The organism is Lacticaseibacillus daqingensis, assembly GCF_003946115.1.
GTDB lineage: Bacteria > Bacillota > Bacilli > Lactobacillales > Lactobacillaceae > Lacticaseibacillus > Lacticaseibacillus daqingensis.
On sequence record NZ_RHOH01000003.1, the window covers coordinates 146716 to 166525 of the forward strand.

Below are 19810 nucleotides of genomic sequence, written 5' to 3' on the forward strand. Positions count from 1 at the left end.
GTAGGCTTGGCCACACAAGGACGTAACCGAACGCACCGGCCACCGAAGCGCAAGCGACGGTGGCTTTTGTGCGCCTTGAATCTGTCGGACTAAAGCGCCGCACGGTTCAAAAACGAATGATGCCGATCCTGGCAAACCACGCAACCAATACACCGGCCTGCCTCAGCGCTGGCGATGGGTCACGTTTTGCGTTCAGCCGAGCGGAATAGACCAGACAACAAGCAAGGCGCGCCGCCAAACCTGAGTGCAGGTTTGGCGGCGCGCCTTGCTTCTCTTGTCCGCTCGGGTCCCCCTTTTGGGCCACCTTTGCGCTACAGCGTGTCTTCTTTGGCGTTGGAGTTCAGCTCCAGCAACTTGCCGGTCTTGAGGTACAGGATCCACTCGCAGATATTGGTGACGTAATCCCCGATGCGCTCCAAGTAGGAGGACACCAGCATGTAGTCCATCGACCCGACAATCGTGTCAGCGTCGCGGGTCATTTCGTCGATACACAGCTCGTAGATCTGGCTGGAGAACGCGTTGATGCCGTGGTCCTCCTCAGCAATCGCACGCGCCTTGACACTGTCTTCCTTGACGTAGGCTTCCAGGACCTCATCGACCATCTGCTTGACGGCTTGGGCCATGGCCGCGATCTTCTTTTCGATTTCCGGCACGCGGGTCTCACCCTTCATGCGAATCGTCGACTTGGCGATGGACACCGCGTGGTCCCCCATGCGCTCCAGGTCGGAGCTGGCCTTCATGATGGTCACGATCATGCGCAGGTCAGTGGTCACCGGCTGCTGCAAGGCGATCATCTCAAAGCTGCGCTTCTCCAGGTCCACCTCACGCTTGTTGATCTGCTTGTCGCTGGTGATAACTTCGCGCGCCAGTGTTTTGTCATGGTTGACGAAGGCTTTGACCGACTTGAAAATCGCCTCGTTGACCATCATCCCCATTTCGGAGAACCGGACGTGTAACTCGTTGAGTTCATCTGAAAATACTCGCCGCATTGCTGTTTCCTCCCTTATTCGCACGCCAGTCTGGCCTAGCCGAAGCGGCCCGTGATGTAGTCTTCCGTCTCTTTTTGGGTCGGGGTCAAGAAGATCTTCTTGGTCTCATCAACTTCGATCAGCTCCCCTTGCAGAAAAAAGGCGGTGCGATCGGAGATCCGAGATGCCTGATGCATATTGTGCGTTACTAAAATTATCGTATATTGGTCGCGCAATTCCAAGAGCATATTCTCGATCTGCGTGCTGGAAATCGGGTCCAGCGCCGAGGTCGGTTCATCCATCAGGATCACGTCTGGGCGCACCGCGAGCACGCGCGCGATACAGACCCGCTGCTGCTGGCCGCCGGAAAGCGATAAGGCGCTGTCGTGCAGCTTGTCCTTGACCTCATCCCAGATGGCCGCGGCCTTCAGGCTGGTTTCAACGGCCTCATCCAGCGTCGCACGGTCCTTCACCCCAGCCAGGCGCAATCCGTACACCACGTTGTCGTAAATCGAAAACGGGAACGGGTTGGGTTGCTGGAACACCATTCCCACCGCCTTGCGCAGCTGCACAACGTCCTGGTCGGCCGCGTAGATGTCCTGGCCGCGCAGGCGGATGTCGCCGCTGACGTGCGCGGTGGGGATCAGGTCGTTCATGCGGTTCAGCGTGCGCAGGTAGGTGGATTTGCCGCACCCACTGGGGCCGATCAGCGCCGTGATTTCGTGTTCATTGAAGTCGAGGTCAATGCCCTTGAGCGCCTCGAACTTGTCGTAGAACAGGTGCACGTCTTTGCTTGTGATGACCTTGTTTTTCATACTGCCTCCTAGCCGAAGTGCCCCGACACGTAATCGTCGGTGGCCTTGATCTTCGGGCGCGTGAAGATCTTGCGCGTCTCATCGTACTCCAGTGCCTGACCGGCGTAGAAAAAGGCGGTGTAGTCGCTGATGCGCGCCGCTTGCTGCATATTGTGGGTGACGATGATGATGGTGTATTGATCCTTCAGAGCCATCAGTGTGTCTTCCACCGTAGACGTCGAAATCGGATCCAGCGCCGAGGCCGGCTCATCCAAGAGTAAGATGTCTGGTTTCATCGCAATCGCCCGGGCGATGCACAGCCGCTGTTGCTGCCCGCCGGAGAGCGCTAGGCCGCTTTGGTGCAAGTCGTCTTTGACCTGATCCCACAGGGCGGCCTGACGCAGGCTGGTTTCGACCAGTTCGTCCAGCACCGCCTTGCGCTTTTCGCCGAAACGGCGCGGCGCAAAGGTGATGTTGTCGTAAATCGACTTGGCAAACGGATTCGGTCGCTGGAACACCATGCCGATGTGCTTGCGCATCTCGTACACGTCCACGTTGGCCGAGTTGATGTCGATGTCGCGGTACATGATCTGGCCGGTCACCCGAGTGCCTTCGATGGTGTCGTTCATCCGGTTCAAAGAGCGCAGGAAGGTGGACTTGCCCGAGCCACTGGCGCCGATCAGCGCCGTGATCTTGAAGCGTTCAAACGGCAGGCTCGTGCCGTGAATGGCCTCCTTGGCCCCGTAAAAGACGCGCAGGTCTTGGGTCTCGATCGCGATCTCGTGTTCACTGCGGTCGAAGTCTTTGATGTAGCGGTCGTCTAACGCGTAATTATCCATCGAGTTCTCCTTTGACGGTTAGGCCGCCGTCATCTTCTTGTAGATGCGGTTGCCGACATAGCGGGCCAGCAGGTTGAACGCAAGCACCGCGATGATCAGCACCGCACTGGCCCCGGCAGACACCGCCGCCGCATCGGGCTGAATGCCTTCCGAGTTGATCTTCCAGATGTGCACGGCCAACGTTTCCGCCGGTCGGAACGGGTTCAGGGGACTCGCAATGTTCAGCGGGTTCCAGTTGCCAAAATCCAGCGCCGGGGCGCTTTGCCCCGCGGTGTAGATCAGGGCCGCCGCCTCCCCAAACACACGGCCTGCGCCGAGGATCATCCCGGTGATGATGCCGGGCAACGCCTCGGGAATGATCACGTGGATCACCGTTTCCCAACGTGACAGGCCCAGCGCCAAGCCGGCCTCACGCTGGGTGAAGCTGACGGCGCGCAGGGAGTCTTCCACGTTGCGGGTCAACAGCGGCAGGTTGAACATCGTCAGCGCCAGCGCCCCGGACAGGATCGAGAAGCCGAACTTGAACTGAAGTACGAACACCAGGAAGCCGAACAGCCCAACCACAACAGACGGCAGTGAGCTCAGGATCTCGATGGCGGTGCGGATCACGTCGGTCAGCCAGTTCTTCTTGGCGTACTCGGCCAAATAGATCCCGGCGCCCAGCGCCAGTGGGACGGAGATGACCATCGCAAGCAGTAGCAGGTAAAACGAGTTGAACAGCTGAATGCCGATCCCCCCACCCGCCTCGAAGGACTTGGCTGGGCTGGTCAGGAAGTGCCAGGAAATGTGGGGCACGCCCTGAAAAAGAATGTAACCGAGCAGACTGGCCAAGATGACCACGATCACGCCGGCGATGACGTACAGGACACCGGTGGCAAGCTTATCGACTTTTTTCGGTGCCATCACTTCATCTCCCCTTTCTTCCCGATCCAGCGAATCAGCAGGTTAAACGCCAAGGACATCAGCAGGAGCAGCAGCGCCAGCGACCACAGGGCGTTGTTTTCCAGCGAACCCATGACGGTGTTGCCGATCCCCGACGTCAGCACCGAGGTCAGCGTGGACGCCGGGCTGATCAGGTTGTGTGGCAAAAGCGCCGCGTTCCCGATAACCATCTGCACGGCCAGCGCTTCCCCAAAGGCCCGCGCCATGCCGAACACGATCCCGGTCAAGATCCCGGGCATTGCGGCGCGCACCACCACGCGGCTCGTGGTTTGCCAACGCGTGGCGCCCAGCGCCAGGCTGGCCTCACGGTAGTGCCGCGGCACAGCCTTGAGCGCATCGACGGTCATCGAGGTGACTGTCGGCAGGATCATGACGAACAGCACAAAGGTCCCGGCTAGGATCCCGAACCCGGTGCCACCAAACAAGTTGCGAATGAACGGCACCACCACGGACAGCCCGATGAACCCGTACACGACACTGGGGATCCCGACCAGCAACTCGATCACCGGTTGCAGGATCTTCTTCCCCAGGTTCGGCGAAATCTCCGTCATGAAGATCGCCGCCCCCACCGCAAACGGGGTCGCGATGATCGCCGACAGGAAGGTCACGCCAAAGGAACCGACGATCATTGGTAGCGCACCGACTTCCGGGGCCCCATGCGCGTCCTTGATGGCCGGCGACCAGGTGGTTTTGCTCAGGAAGGACCAGAGGTTGACCTTGTTCTCAAAAAAGGTCGCCAGCCCCCGCGAGGCAACGAAATAGAAGATTGCCACGACCACCGCGACAATCAGGCTAATACAAAACAGGCTGATCAGCCGGCCACGGCGTTCGATCTTCGCCGACCGCGACGGGCGTAGCATTGCGTCACGAATTGGATCCATTGCTTCCTCCTATTCCGCGGCCTTCTGGACCACGTTGCCAGCGGCGTCGCGCTCGACTTTCATGCTGGTGACGGGAATGTAGCCCATCTTGGCCACCAGCCGCTTCTGGGTGCTTGGCGCCATCATGTAGGTGACAAAGTCCTTAGTCAGCCCTGTCGGTTGGCCGCGCGTGTACATGTGCTCGTACGACCAGATCGGCCACGCATTGGTGGTCACGTGCTGATCGGTCGGCGTCACGCCATTGAGGGCCAGCGCCTTGACGGTGTCATCCACATACGAGAAAGCGACATACGACACCGCACCAGGCGTGCTGGCCACGATCGAACGCACCATCCCGGTGGAGTCCTGCTCCTGGGCCGCCAGCGGTTGGCGGTCCTGCAAGACCCACTTTTCAAAGGTCGTGCGCGTGCCTGACCCTTGGGCCCGGTTCACAACGACCACCGGTAGGTCCTTGCCGCCCACCTGCTTCCAGTTGGTGATTTCGCCCGTGAACAACCGGCGCAGTTGCACGATGCTCAGATTGCGCACACCCACGCCAGGGTTGGCGATCGGCGTGATCCCAACCACCGCCACCCGGTGATCGACCAACTTCTTGGCGTTGATGCCCGGCTTTTCCTCGGCAAAAAGATCCGAGTTGCCGATTTCCACGGCCCTTTGTTGGATTTGGGACAGGCCGGTGCCAGTGCCCCCACCCTGCACGTTGATAAACACGCCGAGGTGGTCTGTCTGATACTGCTCAGCGGCAGCCTCAACCAGGGGTTGCAAGGCGCTTGACCCCACTGCCGTGATCGACTGACCGCTATCACCACGACCACATCCCGCAAGCAGCGCAACACCGGCGACTGCCAGAAAGCCGAGAATTTTTTTCACAAGGAACCCTCCGTTTTTCATCACTTTCACCAGTCTATCAATCGCGTGTAAATGTTCCGCGCACTAATTGTAAAAAGAAGGTAAATTCAATGGTAAGGTCACGGTGAACGTGGACCCGACACCGAGCTGACTGGCCACGGCCACCTCACCGCCGAGTTGCGTGACCATTTCGGCCACGATGGCCAGCCCCAACCCGGTGCCGCCATTGTGGCGACTGCGGGCCTTGTCCACCCGGTAGAACCGTTCAAAAATCCGGGCCTGATCGGCTTCCGACAGCCCGATGCCCGTGTCTTGCACCGTCAGCTTCAGGCTCTGGGCATCGGTGGTCGCGGTGATGGTCACCGTTCCGGCCGCCCGATTGTAGAACACCGCGTTGTTCAAGAGGTTCCGCACGACCTGGGACAGCTTGGCGGGAACCGTTTGGATCGTCAGGTCCGGCGCGATGTGTGTGGTGACCGTCAGCGCCTTGGCCGCGATCGGCTGCTGAAGCGGCTGAAGCGCCTTAGCCACGAGGTCGGCCACCCCCACCGGCTGCGTGTCGACCGGGCCACCATCCGGCCGTGACAGGGTCAGGATGTCCGTGATCAGTTGCGTCAGGCGCAGACTTTCCGTGTGAATGATGCCGAGGAAGCGGTCAAGGGTCGCCGGGTCGTCCTTGGCGCCCGCCAGCAGCGTTTCCGTGAAGCCACTGATGGCCGTCACCGGCGTCTTGAGCTCATGCGACACATTGCCCACAAAATCCAGCTGCATCTGTTCGACCCGCCGCAGGGTCGAGATGTCGTAGAGGATCACCAGGACCTGCAGCCGGTCGATGCCGGTCAATGCCACCACGCTGGCGTCCACCGCCTGCTGCGTGGTCATCAGCGTCAGCTCCTTGTGGTGCGTGCGCCCGTTGCGGTAGGTGTGCTCGATCATTCGCGCCAGCGCGTACGTTTTGACATCGTCCAGGTAGTTGTGCTGGCGTGGCGAGATCGGGTGCCCCACGAACTGGCTCATTGCCTGATTGGCCATCAGCACCTGACGGTCGGAGTCGATCAGCATGACCCCTTGCGGCAGGTGGTCGATCAAGCGATCAAAACTGGCCTGGCGCAGCGCCACTTTTTGCCGCAAATGCTGCACCGTTTCGGCCAACTGGTTCACCTCATGCCCGATCGGCATAAACGGGGACCCCGGCGTCAGGATCAGCGGCTCAAGCGCATGTTCCTTGCGAATGGCGGTGAGGTTCTGGCTCATCTGTGCGAGGTGGCCCTCCCAGTAGTGCCGCCGCCGGAGCCCCCACGCGATCAGCGCGAGAAAGGCCAGGCTATAGGCCGCGACCAGCGCGGCGCCTAGGCCTGGCGCCACGGTGAACAGCGTGGCCTTCTTCTGCCAGACGCCAATGAACACCGTGTTGCTGCGGCGGCCTACATAAACCTGCTCTGCCTGGCCGCGCACCAAGAGCACCGTGCTTTGGTGCACGATGGTCCGCTTCCGGTCCACCAGGTCCTGCAACAGTTGCTCGCGGGCGGTGGTCGGTGTGCCGCTGAGAACGGTGATGGTCACGTGATTATCCGCGGCCAGTTTCACGGCCATCGACTCGGTTTCACCGACGTCTTGGAAGGTCTTGTACACCGCCGTCAGGTGTGCGGTTTGCTGCGTGTACAGCAGGTGATTGATGCCCACCAAGAGTAAGAAAAAGCCTGCAACGGCAAAAAAGCACGCCCAGGCCCAACGCCGAATGAGCTTAGTCATGCGGCACCTCCATCTGATAGCCGAAACCGCGCACCGTTTTGATGTAGGCCGGCCGCTTCGGATCGGTTTCAATTTTTTCGCGCAGGTGGCTGACTTGAATGTCCACCATCCGTGTCTCAGCGGGATAATCAAAGCCCCAGATGCCGTTCAACAGCGCATCGCGCGACAGGATCTTGCCCAGTCGGCGCGCGAAGTACGCCAGCAATTCGAACTCCTTGGGGGTCAGCGCCAGCGGCTCACCGTTCTTGGTGGCGCGGAAGCTCTCCTCATCGATCATCAGGTCGCCGACCGTCAGCGGCGCCTTAGGGTCCACCGGGGTAACAGGCTTAGTCTGCACCCGTCGCTCGATGGCTTTGATCCGCGCGACGATCTCACGCGGGGAAAACGGCTTGGTCACGTAGTCATCGGCCCCGAGCTCAAGGCCGACGATCTTGTCCGTCTCACTGTCCTTAGCGGTCAGGATCATGATGGGCGTCGCGTTGTTGGCCGCGCGCAACTGGCGCGTGACCTCAAACCCGTCCATCTCCGGGAGCATCAGGTCCAAAATAATGAAGTCAAACGGCATCTGAAGCGCAAGCGTCAGCGCAGCATCGCCATCCGCGGCGGTGGTCACCTTGTAGTGCTCTTTTTCGAGGTTGTACTGGAGTAGTGTCACGATCGCTGGTTCATCATCAACGACTAAGATCTTCTTCATGGTCATCCTCCGCAAATGTAATCATGCCCAACTCGTGAGGGGCACCGTTAAATATCGCTGTTTCGGTCATCTTGATGGCTCCGTCCAGGCGCTGCACCTTGAGCCGACAGTACGTCGGTTGCGTCTGCATCGCCGCGTACAGGTCCGCCTCTGACGCCACGGGCAGGTGATTGCACGTCAGCAAAATGTCCCCGGCCTGCAGCGCCATTTTGCTCGCTGGCGTGTCCGGCTGAATGGCCACGAGCCGCACGCCGCTCGTGGTCTGAGAGATGAAGGTCGCCCCGGCACCGGCTGCCCGGTGCTGCATCCAAGCCAGCCCCAGACTCACCAGCGCCAGCGCGATCAGCCCCCCAAGCGCAGTGGTCGGGCGCCACCAAAGCAGGCCGGCCAGCCCCACCGCAAGCGCGGCCGCCCAGGCGGACTGTTTGGCCCACGCATCGGTGGCCGCGGTCGGCAACTGTTTGCGTGTCGTCACAGCCACGCCGAGCACCAGGGGCACCAGCGCCCACGGCCACGCCACCCCGCTCAGCGGCAGGACAAGGGGCACGCAGTAGAACTGCCGGCGCGTATAGGTTGCGATACGGGCCCCGCGCACGCCATCGCGCACCCGAGGCACGTCAATGGGCGGGTTCAAAAACCGCAACAACCCCGCCTGGGCGGCCCATAACAGCGCGATCAGCGCCACCAGGTGCCAGCCCCACTGCCCCACTGGTGGCACAGCAGTGAGCTGCGGCACCAGTGTGACGGCCAGCACGCCGCTCACGCCCAGCCAAGCAGGGGAAAAGCCCAGCCCGCTGGTGAGAAGCCCCACCGCGACGAGCCCCTCCAGGAGCAACGCCACCGGCAGCGGAAGCCGAAGATCAAGCCCCCAGGCGATGCCGCTGACCAGTATGCCGGTCGCTAAGCCGCCAAGGAGGCCCGCCCACCACCCGGTCCAGTGCCGGTCGATTGCGATGCCAAACATCGCACGTTCACGGCCGAAGCGGCGCCACCGCCAAAATAGTGCGACCAGTCCCGCCAATACGGGCACGCCGAACCCACCAATCAATAAGAATCGCATGCTACGCCCTCTCCCGTCCTCTTTAGTTTAGTATAGCATGGAACCCGTTACTGAAAAAAATAAGTAAATTTCTGGTATCGGTGCCGATACAATCCCTGTAAACACACAAAAACCGCGGCAACTCGGCCGCGGTTCATCGCTTGTTCAGTTAAATGCGCAGGAAGCGCCGCATGGAAACAACCGCACCGAGCGCCCCGATGATGACCCCGATCAAGGCGATCGCCAGGTCAAGCCAAAGGAGAAACGGCATCGAGGCGTATAAGGCGAAGCCGTTGGCCGCAGTCGACAGGTTGGCGCTACGGTACACGAGCCCATACGCGATATCAACGGCCAGGATCGGCAGCAAGGCCCCGAGCAACCCGGTCCAAGCCCCTTCCAAGAGGAACGGCCAGCGAATGTACGCATTGGTCGCCCCGACCAGCCGCATCACGCGGATCTCGTCCTTGCGGGACAGGATCGTGATGCGAATGGTGTTGCTGATCAGGAACACCGCCACGAACAGCAGTAGGATGGTGAAGGCCAGCCCGCCGCGCTGAATCGCATCAACGGTTTGGAAGAGCTTCTTGGCGGTGTTGCCCCCGTATGAGGCCTCCGCCACATACTTGAGCTTGGCCGCCTTTTTGGCCACGTTCACCGTTGCCTTAGGGCTGGTGGTATCCACCAGGAACACGTTGTTCAGCGGGTTTTGGTCGCCGGAGAACATCTTCCACTGCGAGCCGTACGTCCCCACGATCGAATCCAGCTCCTGGTTGGAGGAGCGGTAGGTAATTTTATCGACGCTTGGCAACGCCTTGAGTTCCTTCTTCAGGCTGGCCTGCTGCGCCTTCGTCGTGTTCTTGTCAATGTAGACGCGCACGCGCACATCGTTTTCCACCTGCGTGGAGATGTGGTTGATGTTCAACAGCAGCGCCATGAAGATCCCGACCAACAGCAGCGTCACGGTGACGGCCGAAACGGCGGCCACGGACATCCACCCGTTGCGGCGCAGGCTCTTCAGAGAATCCTTGATGTGGCGCTTAATGACGTTAGACTTCATTCCCGTAAGCGCCTCCTTCCTCATCGCGCACGAGGCGACCCCCGGCGATCTCAAGCAACCGGTGCGGTCGACTGTTGACCAGCTCCCGATTATGCGTCGCCATGATCACCGTCGTGCCGTCTGCGTTGACCCGCTCCAGAATGTCCATGATGTCTTCTGAGGTGTCCGGATCCAGGTTCCCGGTCGGCTCATCCGCGATCACAACATCCGGCGCGTTGACGATGGCACGAGCGATCGCCACGCGCTGCTGCTCGCCCCCGGACAGCTCGTTCGGGAATCGCCGCAGTTTTTGCTCCAGGCCCACGAGCTTCAGCACGTGCAGCACCCGAGGCTTGATTTCAGCCTCGTCTTTTTCGATCACTTCCATCGCGTAGGCCACGTTTTCAAACACGGTCAGCCGCGGCAGCAGCTTGAAGTCCTGGAACACGATGCCGAGCTCACGCCGAAACAGCGGGATATCCTTGTTGGCCATCGTGGCAAAATCGTACTTGCCCACGCTGATCGTGCCCGAGGTCGGGGTCAGTTCGTGGTACAGCATCTTGATGAATGTCGACTTACCCGCGCCGCTGGAACCGATGACGTACACGAATTCCCCGGGGTTGACCGACAAGCTTAAATCTTTGATCGCGATCACGCCGTTGTCGTACTGCTTCATCACGTTTTTAATTTGGATCATGCGCTCGCTCCTTTTTCAAAACTAGGCAAAGTATAGCATGCCAATACGTCAATCTGATAACAGGACGGTTACAGTTTGGCCCGGTCGGCCTGGTCCTATTGCGGATTGTTCTTTGCCAGTTCCCATTGTAAGTAGGCGTAGATGAACGGATCCAGGGCGCCATCCATGACGGCCTGCCCGTTCCCCGTTTCGTAGTTCGTGCGGTGATCCTTGACCATTGTGTAAGGGTGGAAGACATACGAGCGGATCTGGGAGCCAAAGGCCACTTCCATCTGATCACCCTTGATGGCGGCGGCCTCCTGCGCCTTTTTGGCCTGCTCGCGCTGATACAGCTTGGCCTTCAGCATCCCCATCGCCGTGTCCTTGTTCTGGAACTGGCTCCGCTGCGCCTGGCTCGACACCACGATGCCGGTCGGAATGTGGATCAAGCGCACCGCACTGGACGTCTTGTTGATGTGCTGGCCCCCGGCCCCACTGGAGCGGAAGACCTCCATCTTGATGTCGTCGGGGCGGATGTCGATGTCGATGCTGTTATCGAGCTCCGGCATCACATCCACCGAGGCAAAACTGGTGTGCCGGCGCCCGGCCGAGTCAAACGGCGAGATCCGGACAAGCCGGTGCACGCCTTTTTCGCTTCGCAGCATGCCGTACGCGTTCTCACCGCTGATCAGCAGCGTCACGCTCTTGATGCCGGCCTCATCGCCGGCTAGGTAGTCGGCGACCTCAACGCTGAAGCCGCTTTGGCTGGCCCAGCGCTGATACATCCGCAAAAGCATCGATCCCCAGTCCTGCGACTCCGTGCCGCCCGCACCGGGGTGGATCTCGAGGATCGCGTTGTTGGCGTCATACGGCTGGCTTAACAGCAACGTCATCTCGTAGCGCGTCATCTGCTCTTCAAGCGTGTGCAGGTCGCCTTCGACCTCCGCCTGCAGGTCAGCGTCCGGCTCCTCTTGTAGCAGTTCAAAGGCCACGTCGAGGTCATCGAGCTGGTCTTGCAGCTTGATAAAATTGTCGTGCTTAGCTTTCAGTTGGTTGTTGGCGTCGATGACGGTTTGCGCGGCGCGCCGGTCGTCCCAAAAGCCCGGCTCGGCCATGCGGCCCTCATTTTCGGCGATGCGTTCGTTCAGCGCATCGAGGTCAAAGCGACCCCCTAAATTGATTGATTTTGGTCCGCAGTTGGGCCAAGGTGTTACGAATCTCAGCGATTTCCATAGTGGACTTCCTTTCAAGAGTAGTTGGCGTCAGACCATGTGGGCCGGGCCTCATGGCAAAGGCCGCCGCTTCATGGTGCGCCAGGGCAGTGGTCGCCCCATTAAAACAGCCGGGATGCGCGCCCGGCTGTTAAGGGTTGTTGTGGGCGAATTAGCGGCGAATGTTTTGGCGGATCTGGGCCTTCATGAACAGGCGAGTGACGCCATCGTCCATGTTGGCGATCATTTCTTCAAACATGCGGTACGCTTCTTCTTGGTACTCGACCAGCGGGTTCATCTGCCCGTAGCCGCGCAGGCCGACGGATTGGCGCAGCTGATCCAGCACATCGATGTGATCGGTCCACAGCGAGTCAACGACCCGCAGGATGACGACCTTTTCGAATTCAAGCATCTGGTCGGTATCGCCCAGTTGCTTGAGTTTTTCTTCGTAGTTCGCCTCAGCGAGTGCCTGCAGCATGGCGATCAGCTCGTCTTGCGTCTTCCCGTCAAGGCTTGCGCGGTCGAAAGTCTCTTCAGCCACCATGTTCGTGGTGACGTAATCGTAGATGTTATCGAGCTGCCAATCCTTGGCCTCCCCTTGCGTGTGCGCCTGCACAATGCGGGTGATGCAGCGGTTGATCATCGCCATCAAAACAGGCCGCAGCGTGTCGTCTTCGTTGATGACTTGCTGGCGCTGCTTGTAGATGACCTCACGCTGTTCACGCATGACGTCATCGTACTGCAGGGTGTTTTTCCGGGTGTCGTAGTTGTTCCCTTCGACTCGCTTTTGCGCGGATTCAACGGAACGGCTGATCATCCGACTGCGGATGACCTGATCCTCGTCTTCCAGCTTGAAGCGGTCGAGCATCGCCTTGATGCGGTCGGACCCGAAGCGCTTCATCAGGTCATCTTCAAGCGACAGGTAGAACTGGGTCGAACCCGGGTCCCCTTGGCGACCGGAGCGGCCACGCAGCTGGTTGTCGATTCGGCGAGACTCGTGGCGTTCAGTCCCAATGACGGCCAGGCCGCCCACTTCCTTGACGCCAGGGCCGAGCTTGATATCGGTCCCCCGCCCGGCCATGTTGGTCGCGATGGTCACGGCCCCGCGTTGGCCCGCATTCATGACGATCTCGGCCTCGCGCGCGTGGTTTTTCGCGTTCAAGACGCTGTGCGGGATCCCCTCGGCATCCAAAATCGCGGACAGCCGCTCACTGGATTCGATCGCCACAGTCCCCACCAGGATCGGCTGACCCTTGGCGTGGCGTTCCTTGATGTCCTCGGCCACGGCCTTGAACTTCGCATCGAGCGTCGGGTACAGAATATCCGGCGCGTCGACCCGGATCACCGGCTTGTTGGTCGGGATCGAGATGACATTCATGTTGTAGATTTCGCGGAACTCTTCCTCTTCGGTTTTGGCCGTCCCGGTCATCCCGGACAGCTTGTTGTACATCCGGAAGAAGTTCTGGTAGGTGATGGTCGCCATGGTCTGGTTCTCATCTTGGATCTCGACGCCTTCCTTGGCCTCGATCGCCTGGTGCAGGCCATCGGAGAAGCGCCGGCCTTCCATGGCGCGCCCGGTGAACTGGTCGACGATCAGCACTTCGCCTTCGGACACCATGTAGTCGATGTCCTTGAGCATGATGAAGTTGGCCCGCAGCGCCTGGTCCATGTGGTGGGTCAGGGCGGTGTTTTCCGTGTCGTACAGGTTCTTCAGGCCAAAAATCTTTTCGGCCTTGCGGATCCCGTTTTCGGTCAACGCAATGGTCTTGGTCGGCCAGTCGATCTTGTAGTCGTCCTCTTCCTTGAGCGTCTTCACGAAGCGGTCGGCGCGAATGTAGAGCCCGTTACTCTTTTCGGCCCCACCGGAGATGATCAACGGCGTCCGGGCTTCATCGACCAGAATGGAATCGACTTCATCGACAATGGCGAAGTTCAGCGGGCGCTGGACCATCTGCTGCTTGTAAACCACCATGTTGTCACGCAGGTAATCGAACCCGAGCTCACTGTTCGTTGAGTACGTGATGTCCGCGTCATAGGCGGCGCGCTTGTCATCGGAGCTCAGGTCGTGGGTGTTCAAGCCCACGGTTAGCCCGAGCCAGTTGTACAGCTCGCCCATTTCGGTCGCGTCACGGCCACTCAGGTACTCGTTGACGGTGACCACATGGACGCCTTGGCCGCCCAGTGCGTTCAAATAAACCGGCATCGTCGCGGTCAGGGTTTTCCCTTCCCCAGTCTTCATTTCGGCAATATTGCCTTCGTGAAGCGTGATGCCCCCGATGATCTGCACGCGGAATGGGAACAGGCCCAACACGCGCTTGGCGCCTTCGCGGGCCACCGCAAAGGCCTCAGGCAGAATGTCATCCAGCGTCTCACCGTTTTGAACGCGATCCTTCAGCGCAGGCGTCTTCGCCTGGAGTTGTTCGTCGCTCAACGCGGCGTATTCATCTTCGTAACTCTGGACCTTGTCGGCGATCTTGCCGAGGCGGTTGACCTCACGCTTGTCGCTTTCGACCCACTGTTTTAAAACGTTCGCCATGAATAATGTCCTCTCTGTCATGTTGATATGCGCATAATACCTGACAGTATCCTAGTCATTTTAGCATTGATTGTCGACGCTGAAAACCGTCACCACTGATTTGACCGTAAATAAAAAGAACTGGGGCCAGCTTAACGGTCACCCCAGTTCCCCCGATTCACTTATTCGTCGGTCTCGATCAGACCATAGCGGCCATCGCGGCGCTTGTAAACGATGCTGGTGCCGTTCGTATCAGCATCCTCGAAGATAAAGAAGTTATGCCCAAGCATATCCATCTGTAAGATTGCTTCTTGTGAGTCCATCGGCTTCAGCGACACGCGCTTGGTCCGGACCACCTGAAGGCTTTCGTCCTCTTCAGGCGCCTCAGTGGCTGGGGTCGCAACGTCGATCGGCGCAAACCCCTTTTCGCGGGACTTGCGGTTGATCTTCGTCTTGTACTTGCGCACCTGGCGCTCCAGCTTATCGGTCACAAGGTCGATGCTGGCGTACAGGTCCGGACTCGTCTCTTCCGCCCGCAGGGTCAGGTAGGACAGCGGGATCGTCACCTCAACCTTAGCAGTTTTATCTGGGTATACTTTCAAGTTAACGTGCGCGATTGCCTCAACGGAGCTCTCGAAGAACTTGTTCAGCTTGCTGATGCGCTTTTCAACGTAACTCCGAATGGCATCGGTAACCTCGATGTTTTCGCCACGAACGTTGTATGTTAGCATAAAACTTCTCCCCTTTCATCACACTGCCGTTGCCGGCAGGTGCCGAGTGATCAGGTGTTAAGCCCTTTCACCCTTCCTCTATATTATAACGAAGTGCCCCGAATGAAACAAACATTATTCCGGCTCGGTTGCCAAAAGCCCCGACTGACGGCATTAGCGGATCAACGAGAAGCTGCGGATCGTGCCACGGTAGCCAGCCGCCCGCAACGCGGTCTGGGCGTGATACAGGGTCCGGCCCGTGGTGTACAAATCGTCCAGGAGCACCACCGTAGCGGCGGGATGCCGCGGCAGGGTCGCCGTGAAGCTCTGTGGGGTGGCCAGCCGCGCCTCACGCTTTTTTTGCGCCTGCGGCAACGGGGTATCCGCCTTCGTCAGCCACAGCTGCAATGGGAGCCCCGCAAACAGGCCTAGCACCGGATCAAAGCCGCGCTGCTGCAAGTGGTGGGGCTCGCTGGTCACCGGCACCCACGCGATCCCGCGCGCAGGCTGCGGTAGCAAATGCCAGAAGGCTTGATGCAACGCGTAGTTGCCCTGCCCCTTGTACTGCTGGATGAACAGCCGCATCGGCGCATCGTAGCGAAACAACGCGCGGTGATGTAGCAGCGGCAACCCTTGCGCCTGCCAACGACGGCAGTCTGCACACAGCTGCGGCGACTCGGCGCGCCCGCAACCCGGGCAGGCCGTGTGCGTGTCAATGCGCGTGAACGTCGCCTCACACCGCACGCCAAGGCGGGGCAGCCGGAGCGGCTGGGCGCTGAGTAAGGCGGTCAACGTGAAATCCTGCGTCAAGGGGCGCTGACAGTTGACGCACCTCATGCCGTCACCGGCTGCGCATTCATCACCCGGATCTCATGGCGCGCCACCACCATCGCCCACGACCAGTGCTGTGCAATGAACCACACCGGGTCATCGGGACTTGCGGCTGCCCGTCCGGCCCGCCCCGCCATTTGCACCAGCGCGGCCCAGTTGAACTGCGCGTTGTCGGCCGCCAGCACCAGCACCGCACAGCGCGGGATGGTCACGCCGCGCTCAAGGATCGTGGTGGTCACCAGGCAGTCGTATTGCCCTTGGCGAAAAGCCGCCACCTTGGCCAGTCGCGCCGGGTCGCTGGCATGCACGCCAGTGGCTGTCCACCCGTTGGCCTGAAGCTGCGCCGCCAGCGGCGCCACCCAGCGCGTGTCCGGCACAAACAGCAGACAGCGCCGCCCGCTCGCCTGCACCCGAGCCAGCAGGCGCCACACGATTGGCGGCAGCGCGTGCGGAAGGTGGGGCAGCTTCGCCCGCCACACCACTGGCACCGGCAGTGGCGCACCGTGAAACCGCCGCGCCAGGGTGCTCACCCCGATGGCGCCGCGCGCCGCGGCCCGCTGCAAGGCGCGCGGTGGCGTTGCGCTCAAATACACCGTGACCCCGCGCACGGCCTGCTGGCAGGCGTGGGCGAGCATCGGCGTCTGACTGAACGGGAAGGCATCGACCTCATCGATGATCATCAGGTCAAAATGCTGAAAGTAGCGCAGCATCTGATGCGTGGTCGCCACCGTCAGCGGCGCATCGCGGACAGGCCACGGCACGCCCCCGTACGCCACAGCCACCGGCGTGCCGATGAAGGCCGCCTGCAGCCGTGGCGCCAACTCCAGCACCACATCGATGCGCGGGCTGACGACTGCCACCCGCTGCTGTTGGGCCAAACTGGCGGCGATCAGCGGAAACAGCATCTCCGTTTTGCCTGCGCCAGTCACCGCCCAAAAGAGATGGTCCCGCCCGGCCGCAAACGATTCGATGGCGGCCTGCGCGCCAGCCGCCTGCGCCGCCGTCAGCGTCCCATGCCACGTCAGCGGCCCACCAAGCGGGGCCGGGCCGCTGGGAAACCGCCAGAGCTTCGCCCCTAATTCGACGCGACTCATTCCCACACAGGCCGTACAGTAGCCGCCGCCGGCTGGCAGCGGCGCAAACGCGCGCTGGCCACACCGCTGACACTGCCAGCGCCCCCTGACCAATCGCGCGGCCGCCACCGCCGTTGCCTGTGCTACACTAGCTTTATCCGCAACGGTGGCGCACTCGTGTGCCGTCAGTTGCATCCCCAATATTGTCATCTGCATCACCTCACAAGGAGATTACGCATGTCAGACGTTCCGTACCGCACCATTCAACAAGCCGGCGAGCACGAGCTGGTGATCAAAAAATCGCGCTTCATTTGCCACTTGGCGCGCGTCAAAACCGAGGCGGAAGCCCAGGCCTTCATCACGCAGGTCAAAAAGACGCACTACAAGGCCACCCACAACGTCCCCGCCTACCTGCTGGGGGACCATGACGAAATTCAGCGCGCCAACGATGACGGCGAACCCAGCGGTACGGCTGGTGTCCCGATGCTGCAAGTGCTCCAACAGATGCAACTACACGATGTCGTGGCCGTGGTCACCCGCTACTTCGGCGGTATCAAGCTTGGCGCCGGTGGCCTGATCCGCGCCTACGCCAACAGCGTGCAGGAAGCCGTGCACGCTGTTGGCATCGTCCAGCGCGAGCAGCAGCGTGAGCTTGCGGTCACACTGGCCTATCCCCAGCTGGGTGCCGTTGAACACTGGCTTGCGCAGGCTGATCAACCCATCGCGGCCAGCCAGTACGGTGCGGCCGTGACCCTAACGCTGTTTGTGCCGGTTGCCGCGGTGGCGGCCACGCAAGCCGCGCTGATCGACCTGACGCACGGCCAGGCGGCCCTCACACTGGGTGGCTTGCGCCCCGTGGAAGTGCCGGTCACAGCGGCGCATTAAGCACACAAAGAGAGGCGCCCATGCTAGGGCGCCTCTCTTTGTGTGCTTAGTGTCTTTATGCCCGCGGATTAAAAATCTTGTGGTCGGTGAAGTACACCTCGCGCGGCTGGTGAATGAACAGCGGTACGGTTTCTTCCACCACATCGCTGAAGGCCAAACCATACCAGTTGGCGGGGCTGGTCGTCACGTTTTGGAGCCACAGCCGCCCGCCGATCAGGTGGCGCTGCCAGGCCGGGATCGTCTCCGTTGGCATGCCTTGCGCGCGCTCGCGCATGATCACGAAGCGGAAGTCGCCGACGATGCGCTTATCGACCGTCGTGTACCGCTGCTTTTGCGGGGAGATGGCTTGGGCCACCATCAGGTCGTTGACGATCTGGCGCATGTAGACGTTGACGTGCTGCGAACAGCGGAAACCGAGGTATAACTGCACGCTGATAACGTTGCGCGTGTGCAGCATGTCGACCGTGTAGCGCATCTCGTAGGGCTTGTCCGTCTCGTTCATCGTGACGAACCAGTACACGCTGGCGCGCTTGGGCTGCTTATCCAAGATCGAGTACAGCACCGTGCGCTTCAGGCGATAGTTGGCCTTCACCTTCGTCAGGTACACGAGGTTGGTCGTGAACAGTGGGATCGTGTCGTCCTTAGCCAGCGCCGTCAGCTGGTCGACGTAATCGTTCAGCTGAACGTACTCGCTTTGGTCCTGGTAACGCTCGCGGATCTTGTTGCCGAAAAACCAGACGATCATCAGCGCCAGGATCAACAGCATTATGATCAGCGTGATGTATCCGCCGTGCATGAACTTGACCAAGCTGGCCAGCAGAAAAATGCTTTCGATGCCCCCAAAGAACCCAGCGATCAGCCCGGCGCGCAGGCGCGAGCCGTGCAGTGACAGGAACTCAAACAGCAACAGTGTCGTCATCAGCATCGTCACCGTGATGGCCAGCCCGTAAGCCGCCTCCATCGCCTTAGAGGTGCGGAAGAACCAGACGACACTGAGCGTCACCAGACACAAGAACCAGTTGACGCCCGCGATGTAGATCTGGCTGCGCGCCGTGGACGGGTGCGTGATCCCCATGCGCGGCAAAAACTTCAGACTGATCGCTTCATGCACCAGCGTGTACGAACCGGTGATCAGCGCCTGCGAGGCGATGATGGCTGCCAAGGTCGCCAACACGATCGCCACCGGACGCAGGCCGCTGCCGAGCATTTCGTAAAACGGGTTGATGGTTTCCACCCCGGCGTATGCGGCGTCCTGGTAGTGGGTGATCAGCCAAGCGCCCTGGCCGAAGTAGTTCAGCATCAGCGTCACATACACGAAGGGCCAAGTCAGGTAGATGTTATATTTGCCCACATGCCCCATGTCGGAGTACAGCGCCTCAGCCCCGGTGGTGGCCAGGAAAATGCTCCCGAGCAGGAAGATCCCCACCTTGTTGACCGGGCTGAACAAGATCTCAACCGCGTACTTGGGTGACAAGGCCTTCAAGATCTCCCAGTGGCCACCGATGTGCATCAGGCCCACCACCCCGAGGAAGGTGAACCAGATCAGCATCACCGGGCCAAAGGCGTTGCCGATCTTGGCCGTCCCGAAGCGCTGAATCAAAAACAGCGCCAGCAGGACAACGGTGGTGATGATCAGCACCACCATCTGCGAGCCACTGAACTGAAACGGCCCGAAGGTTTGATTCTTCAGCCCTTCCACGGCGCTCGTGACGGTGACCGCCGGCGTCAATGTCCCATCGGCAAGCAGCGCGGCACCCCCGATCAAGGCCGGGATCGCCAGCCACGCCCCACGCTTGCGCACCAGCGCGTACAGGGCAAAGATCCCCCCTTCCCCGTTGTTATCGGCGCGCATCGCCAAGATCACGTACTTGATCGTCGTCAGCAGCATCAAGGTCCAAAAGATCAGGGAAATGGACCCGATGATGTAATCCGGCGACAAAGCCGAGACGTGTCCGGCGTCGGCGATCACCGCGTTCATCACATACAGCGGGGACGTCCCGATGTCGCCGTATACGATCCCCAACGTGATCAAAAGCCCCATCAGGGAAATCTTTTTCTTGGGTGTCATGTCCTCTGCTCCTTTTCGCCTTGGGTTTGGCCCTATCACGACACGTC

General features: G+C 60.4%; 18 protein-coding genes. 1 reads left to right on the forward strand and 17 read right to left on the reverse strand.

The genetic code is table 11. From position 1 onward, the window contains the following. Positions 1 to 311: 311 nt before the first annotated feature. The 16 genes from phoU to EKM88_RS05590 form a co-directional block, all read right to left on the reverse strand. Positions 312 to 989, reverse strand: coding sequence for a phosphate signaling complex protein PhoU (phoU, locus tag EKM88_RS05515; protein WP_125703998.1), 678 nt, complete (start codon positions 987 to 989; stop codon positions 312 to 314). A gap of 35 nt (positions 990 to 1024) precedes the next feature. Beyond that, positions 1025 to 1783 (reverse strand): phosphate ABC transporter ATP-binding protein PstB, encoded by a 759-nt coding sequence (gene pstB, locus EKM88_RS05520; RefSeq protein ID WP_125704001.1) that lies wholly within the window; start codon positions 1781 to 1783, stop codon positions 1025 to 1027. Positions 1784 to 1791: 8 nt separating this feature from the next. Beyond that, entirely contained in the window at positions 1792 to 2601 is an 810-nt protein-coding gene (gene pstB / locus EKM88_RS05525; protein WP_125704003.1) for a phosphate ABC transporter ATP-binding protein PstB, read from the reverse strand. An 18-nt stretch (positions 2602 to 2619) separates the two neighbouring features. After that, positions 2620 to 3504 (reverse strand): phosphate ABC transporter permease PstA, encoded by an 885-nt coding sequence (pstA, locus tag EKM88_RS05530; protein ID WP_125704005.1) that lies wholly within the window; start codon positions 3502 to 3504, stop codon positions 2620 to 2622. Then, positions 3504 to 4424, reverse strand: a complete 921-nt coding sequence (pstC, locus tag EKM88_RS05535) for a phosphate ABC transporter permease subunit PstC (RefSeq protein ID WP_125704007.1) — start codon at positions 4422 to 4424, stop codon at positions 3504 to 3506. Before pstC ends, pstA begins: the two co-directional genes overlap by 1 nt. A gap of 9 nt (positions 4425 to 4433) precedes the next feature. Beyond that, the gene (locus tag EKM88_RS05540; RefSeq protein WP_404819962.1) at positions 4434 to 5285 is read right to left on the reverse strand and encodes a phosphate ABC transporter substrate-binding protein PstS family protein; all 852 of its coding nucleotides are present in this window, start codon (positions 5283 to 5285) and stop codon (positions 4434 to 4436) included. 72 nt (positions 5286 to 5357) lie between these two features. Continuing rightward, entirely contained in the window at positions 5358 to 7025 is a 1668-nt protein-coding gene (pnpS, locus tag EKM88_RS05545) for a two-component system histidine kinase PnpS (protein WP_125704011.1), read from the reverse strand. Further along, positions 7018 to 7719, reverse strand: a complete 702-nt coding sequence (locus tag EKM88_RS05550) for a response regulator transcription factor (protein WP_125704013.1) — start codon at positions 7717 to 7719, stop codon at positions 7018 to 7020. The genes pnpS and EKM88_RS05550 overlap by 8 nt, the downstream gene beginning before the upstream one ends. Next, positions 7697 to 8779, reverse strand: coding sequence for a PDZ domain-containing protein (locus EKM88_RS05555; RefSeq protein ID WP_125704015.1), 1083 nt, complete (start codon positions 8777 to 8779; stop codon positions 7697 to 7699). The genes EKM88_RS05550 and EKM88_RS05555 overlap by 23 nt, the downstream gene beginning before the upstream one ends. A 148-nt stretch (positions 8780 to 8927) precedes the next feature. After that, positions 8928 to 9815, reverse strand: a complete 888-nt coding sequence (gene ftsX / locus EKM88_RS05560; RefSeq protein WP_125704017.1) for a permease-like cell division protein FtsX — start codon at positions 9813 to 9815, stop codon at positions 8928 to 8930. Next, positions 9805 to 10491: a cell division ATP-binding protein FtsE gene (gene ftsE, locus EKM88_RS05565; protein WP_125704019.1), complete on the reverse strand. Its 687-nt coding sequence runs from the start codon at positions 10489 to 10491 to the stop codon at positions 9805 to 9807. The genes ftsX and ftsE overlap by 11 nt, the downstream gene beginning before the upstream one ends. Positions 10492 to 10586: 95 nt before the next feature. Next, a protein-coding gene (gene prfB, locus EKM88_RS05570) for a peptide chain release factor 2 (protein ID WP_125704021.1) occupies positions 10587 to 11703 on the reverse strand; the annotation gives its coding sequence in 2 pieces (ribosomal slippage) (positions 10587 to 11630 and positions 11632 to 11703; 1116 coding nt in all). 150 nt (positions 11704 to 11853) lie between these two features. Further along, positions 11854 to 14217, reverse strand: a complete 2364-nt coding sequence (gene secA / locus EKM88_RS05575) for a preprotein translocase subunit SecA (RefSeq protein WP_125704023.1) — start codon at positions 14215 to 14217, stop codon at positions 11854 to 11856. Positions 14218 to 14378: 161 nt separating this feature from the next. Further along, entirely contained in the window at positions 14379 to 14927 is a 549-nt protein-coding gene (gene hpf, locus EKM88_RS05580; RefSeq protein ID WP_125704025.1) for a ribosome hibernation-promoting factor, HPF/YfiA family, read from the reverse strand. A gap of 153 nt (positions 14928 to 15080) precedes the next feature. Beyond that, the gene (locus EKM88_RS05585) at positions 15081 to 15716 is read right to left on the reverse strand and encodes a ComF family protein (protein ID WP_225418441.1); all 636 of its coding nucleotides are present in this window, start codon (positions 15714 to 15716) and stop codon (positions 15081 to 15083) included. Between the two features lie 23 nt (positions 15717 to 15739). Further along, a complete protein-coding gene (locus tag EKM88_RS05590; RefSeq protein ID WP_125704027.1) occupies positions 15740 to 17020 on the reverse strand; it encodes a helicase-related protein in 1281 nt (426 codons plus the stop codon). A 27-nt stretch (positions 17021 to 17047) separates the two neighbouring features. Here EKM88_RS05590 and EKM88_RS05595 point away from each other — a divergent pair, with 27 nt between their 5' ends. Then, a complete protein-coding gene (locus tag EKM88_RS05595; protein WP_125704029.1) occupies positions 17048 to 17695 on the forward strand; it encodes a YigZ family protein in 648 nt (215 codons plus the stop codon). 55 nt (positions 17696 to 17750) lie between these two features. On the opposite strand, the gene EKM88_RS05600 is transcribed toward EKM88_RS05595, so the two are convergent. Next, positions 17751 to 19763, reverse strand: a complete 2013-nt coding sequence (locus EKM88_RS05600; RefSeq protein WP_125704031.1) for a KUP/HAK/KT family potassium transporter — start codon at positions 19761 to 19763, stop codon at positions 17751 to 17753. Positions 19764 to 19810: the final 47 nt, after the last annotated feature.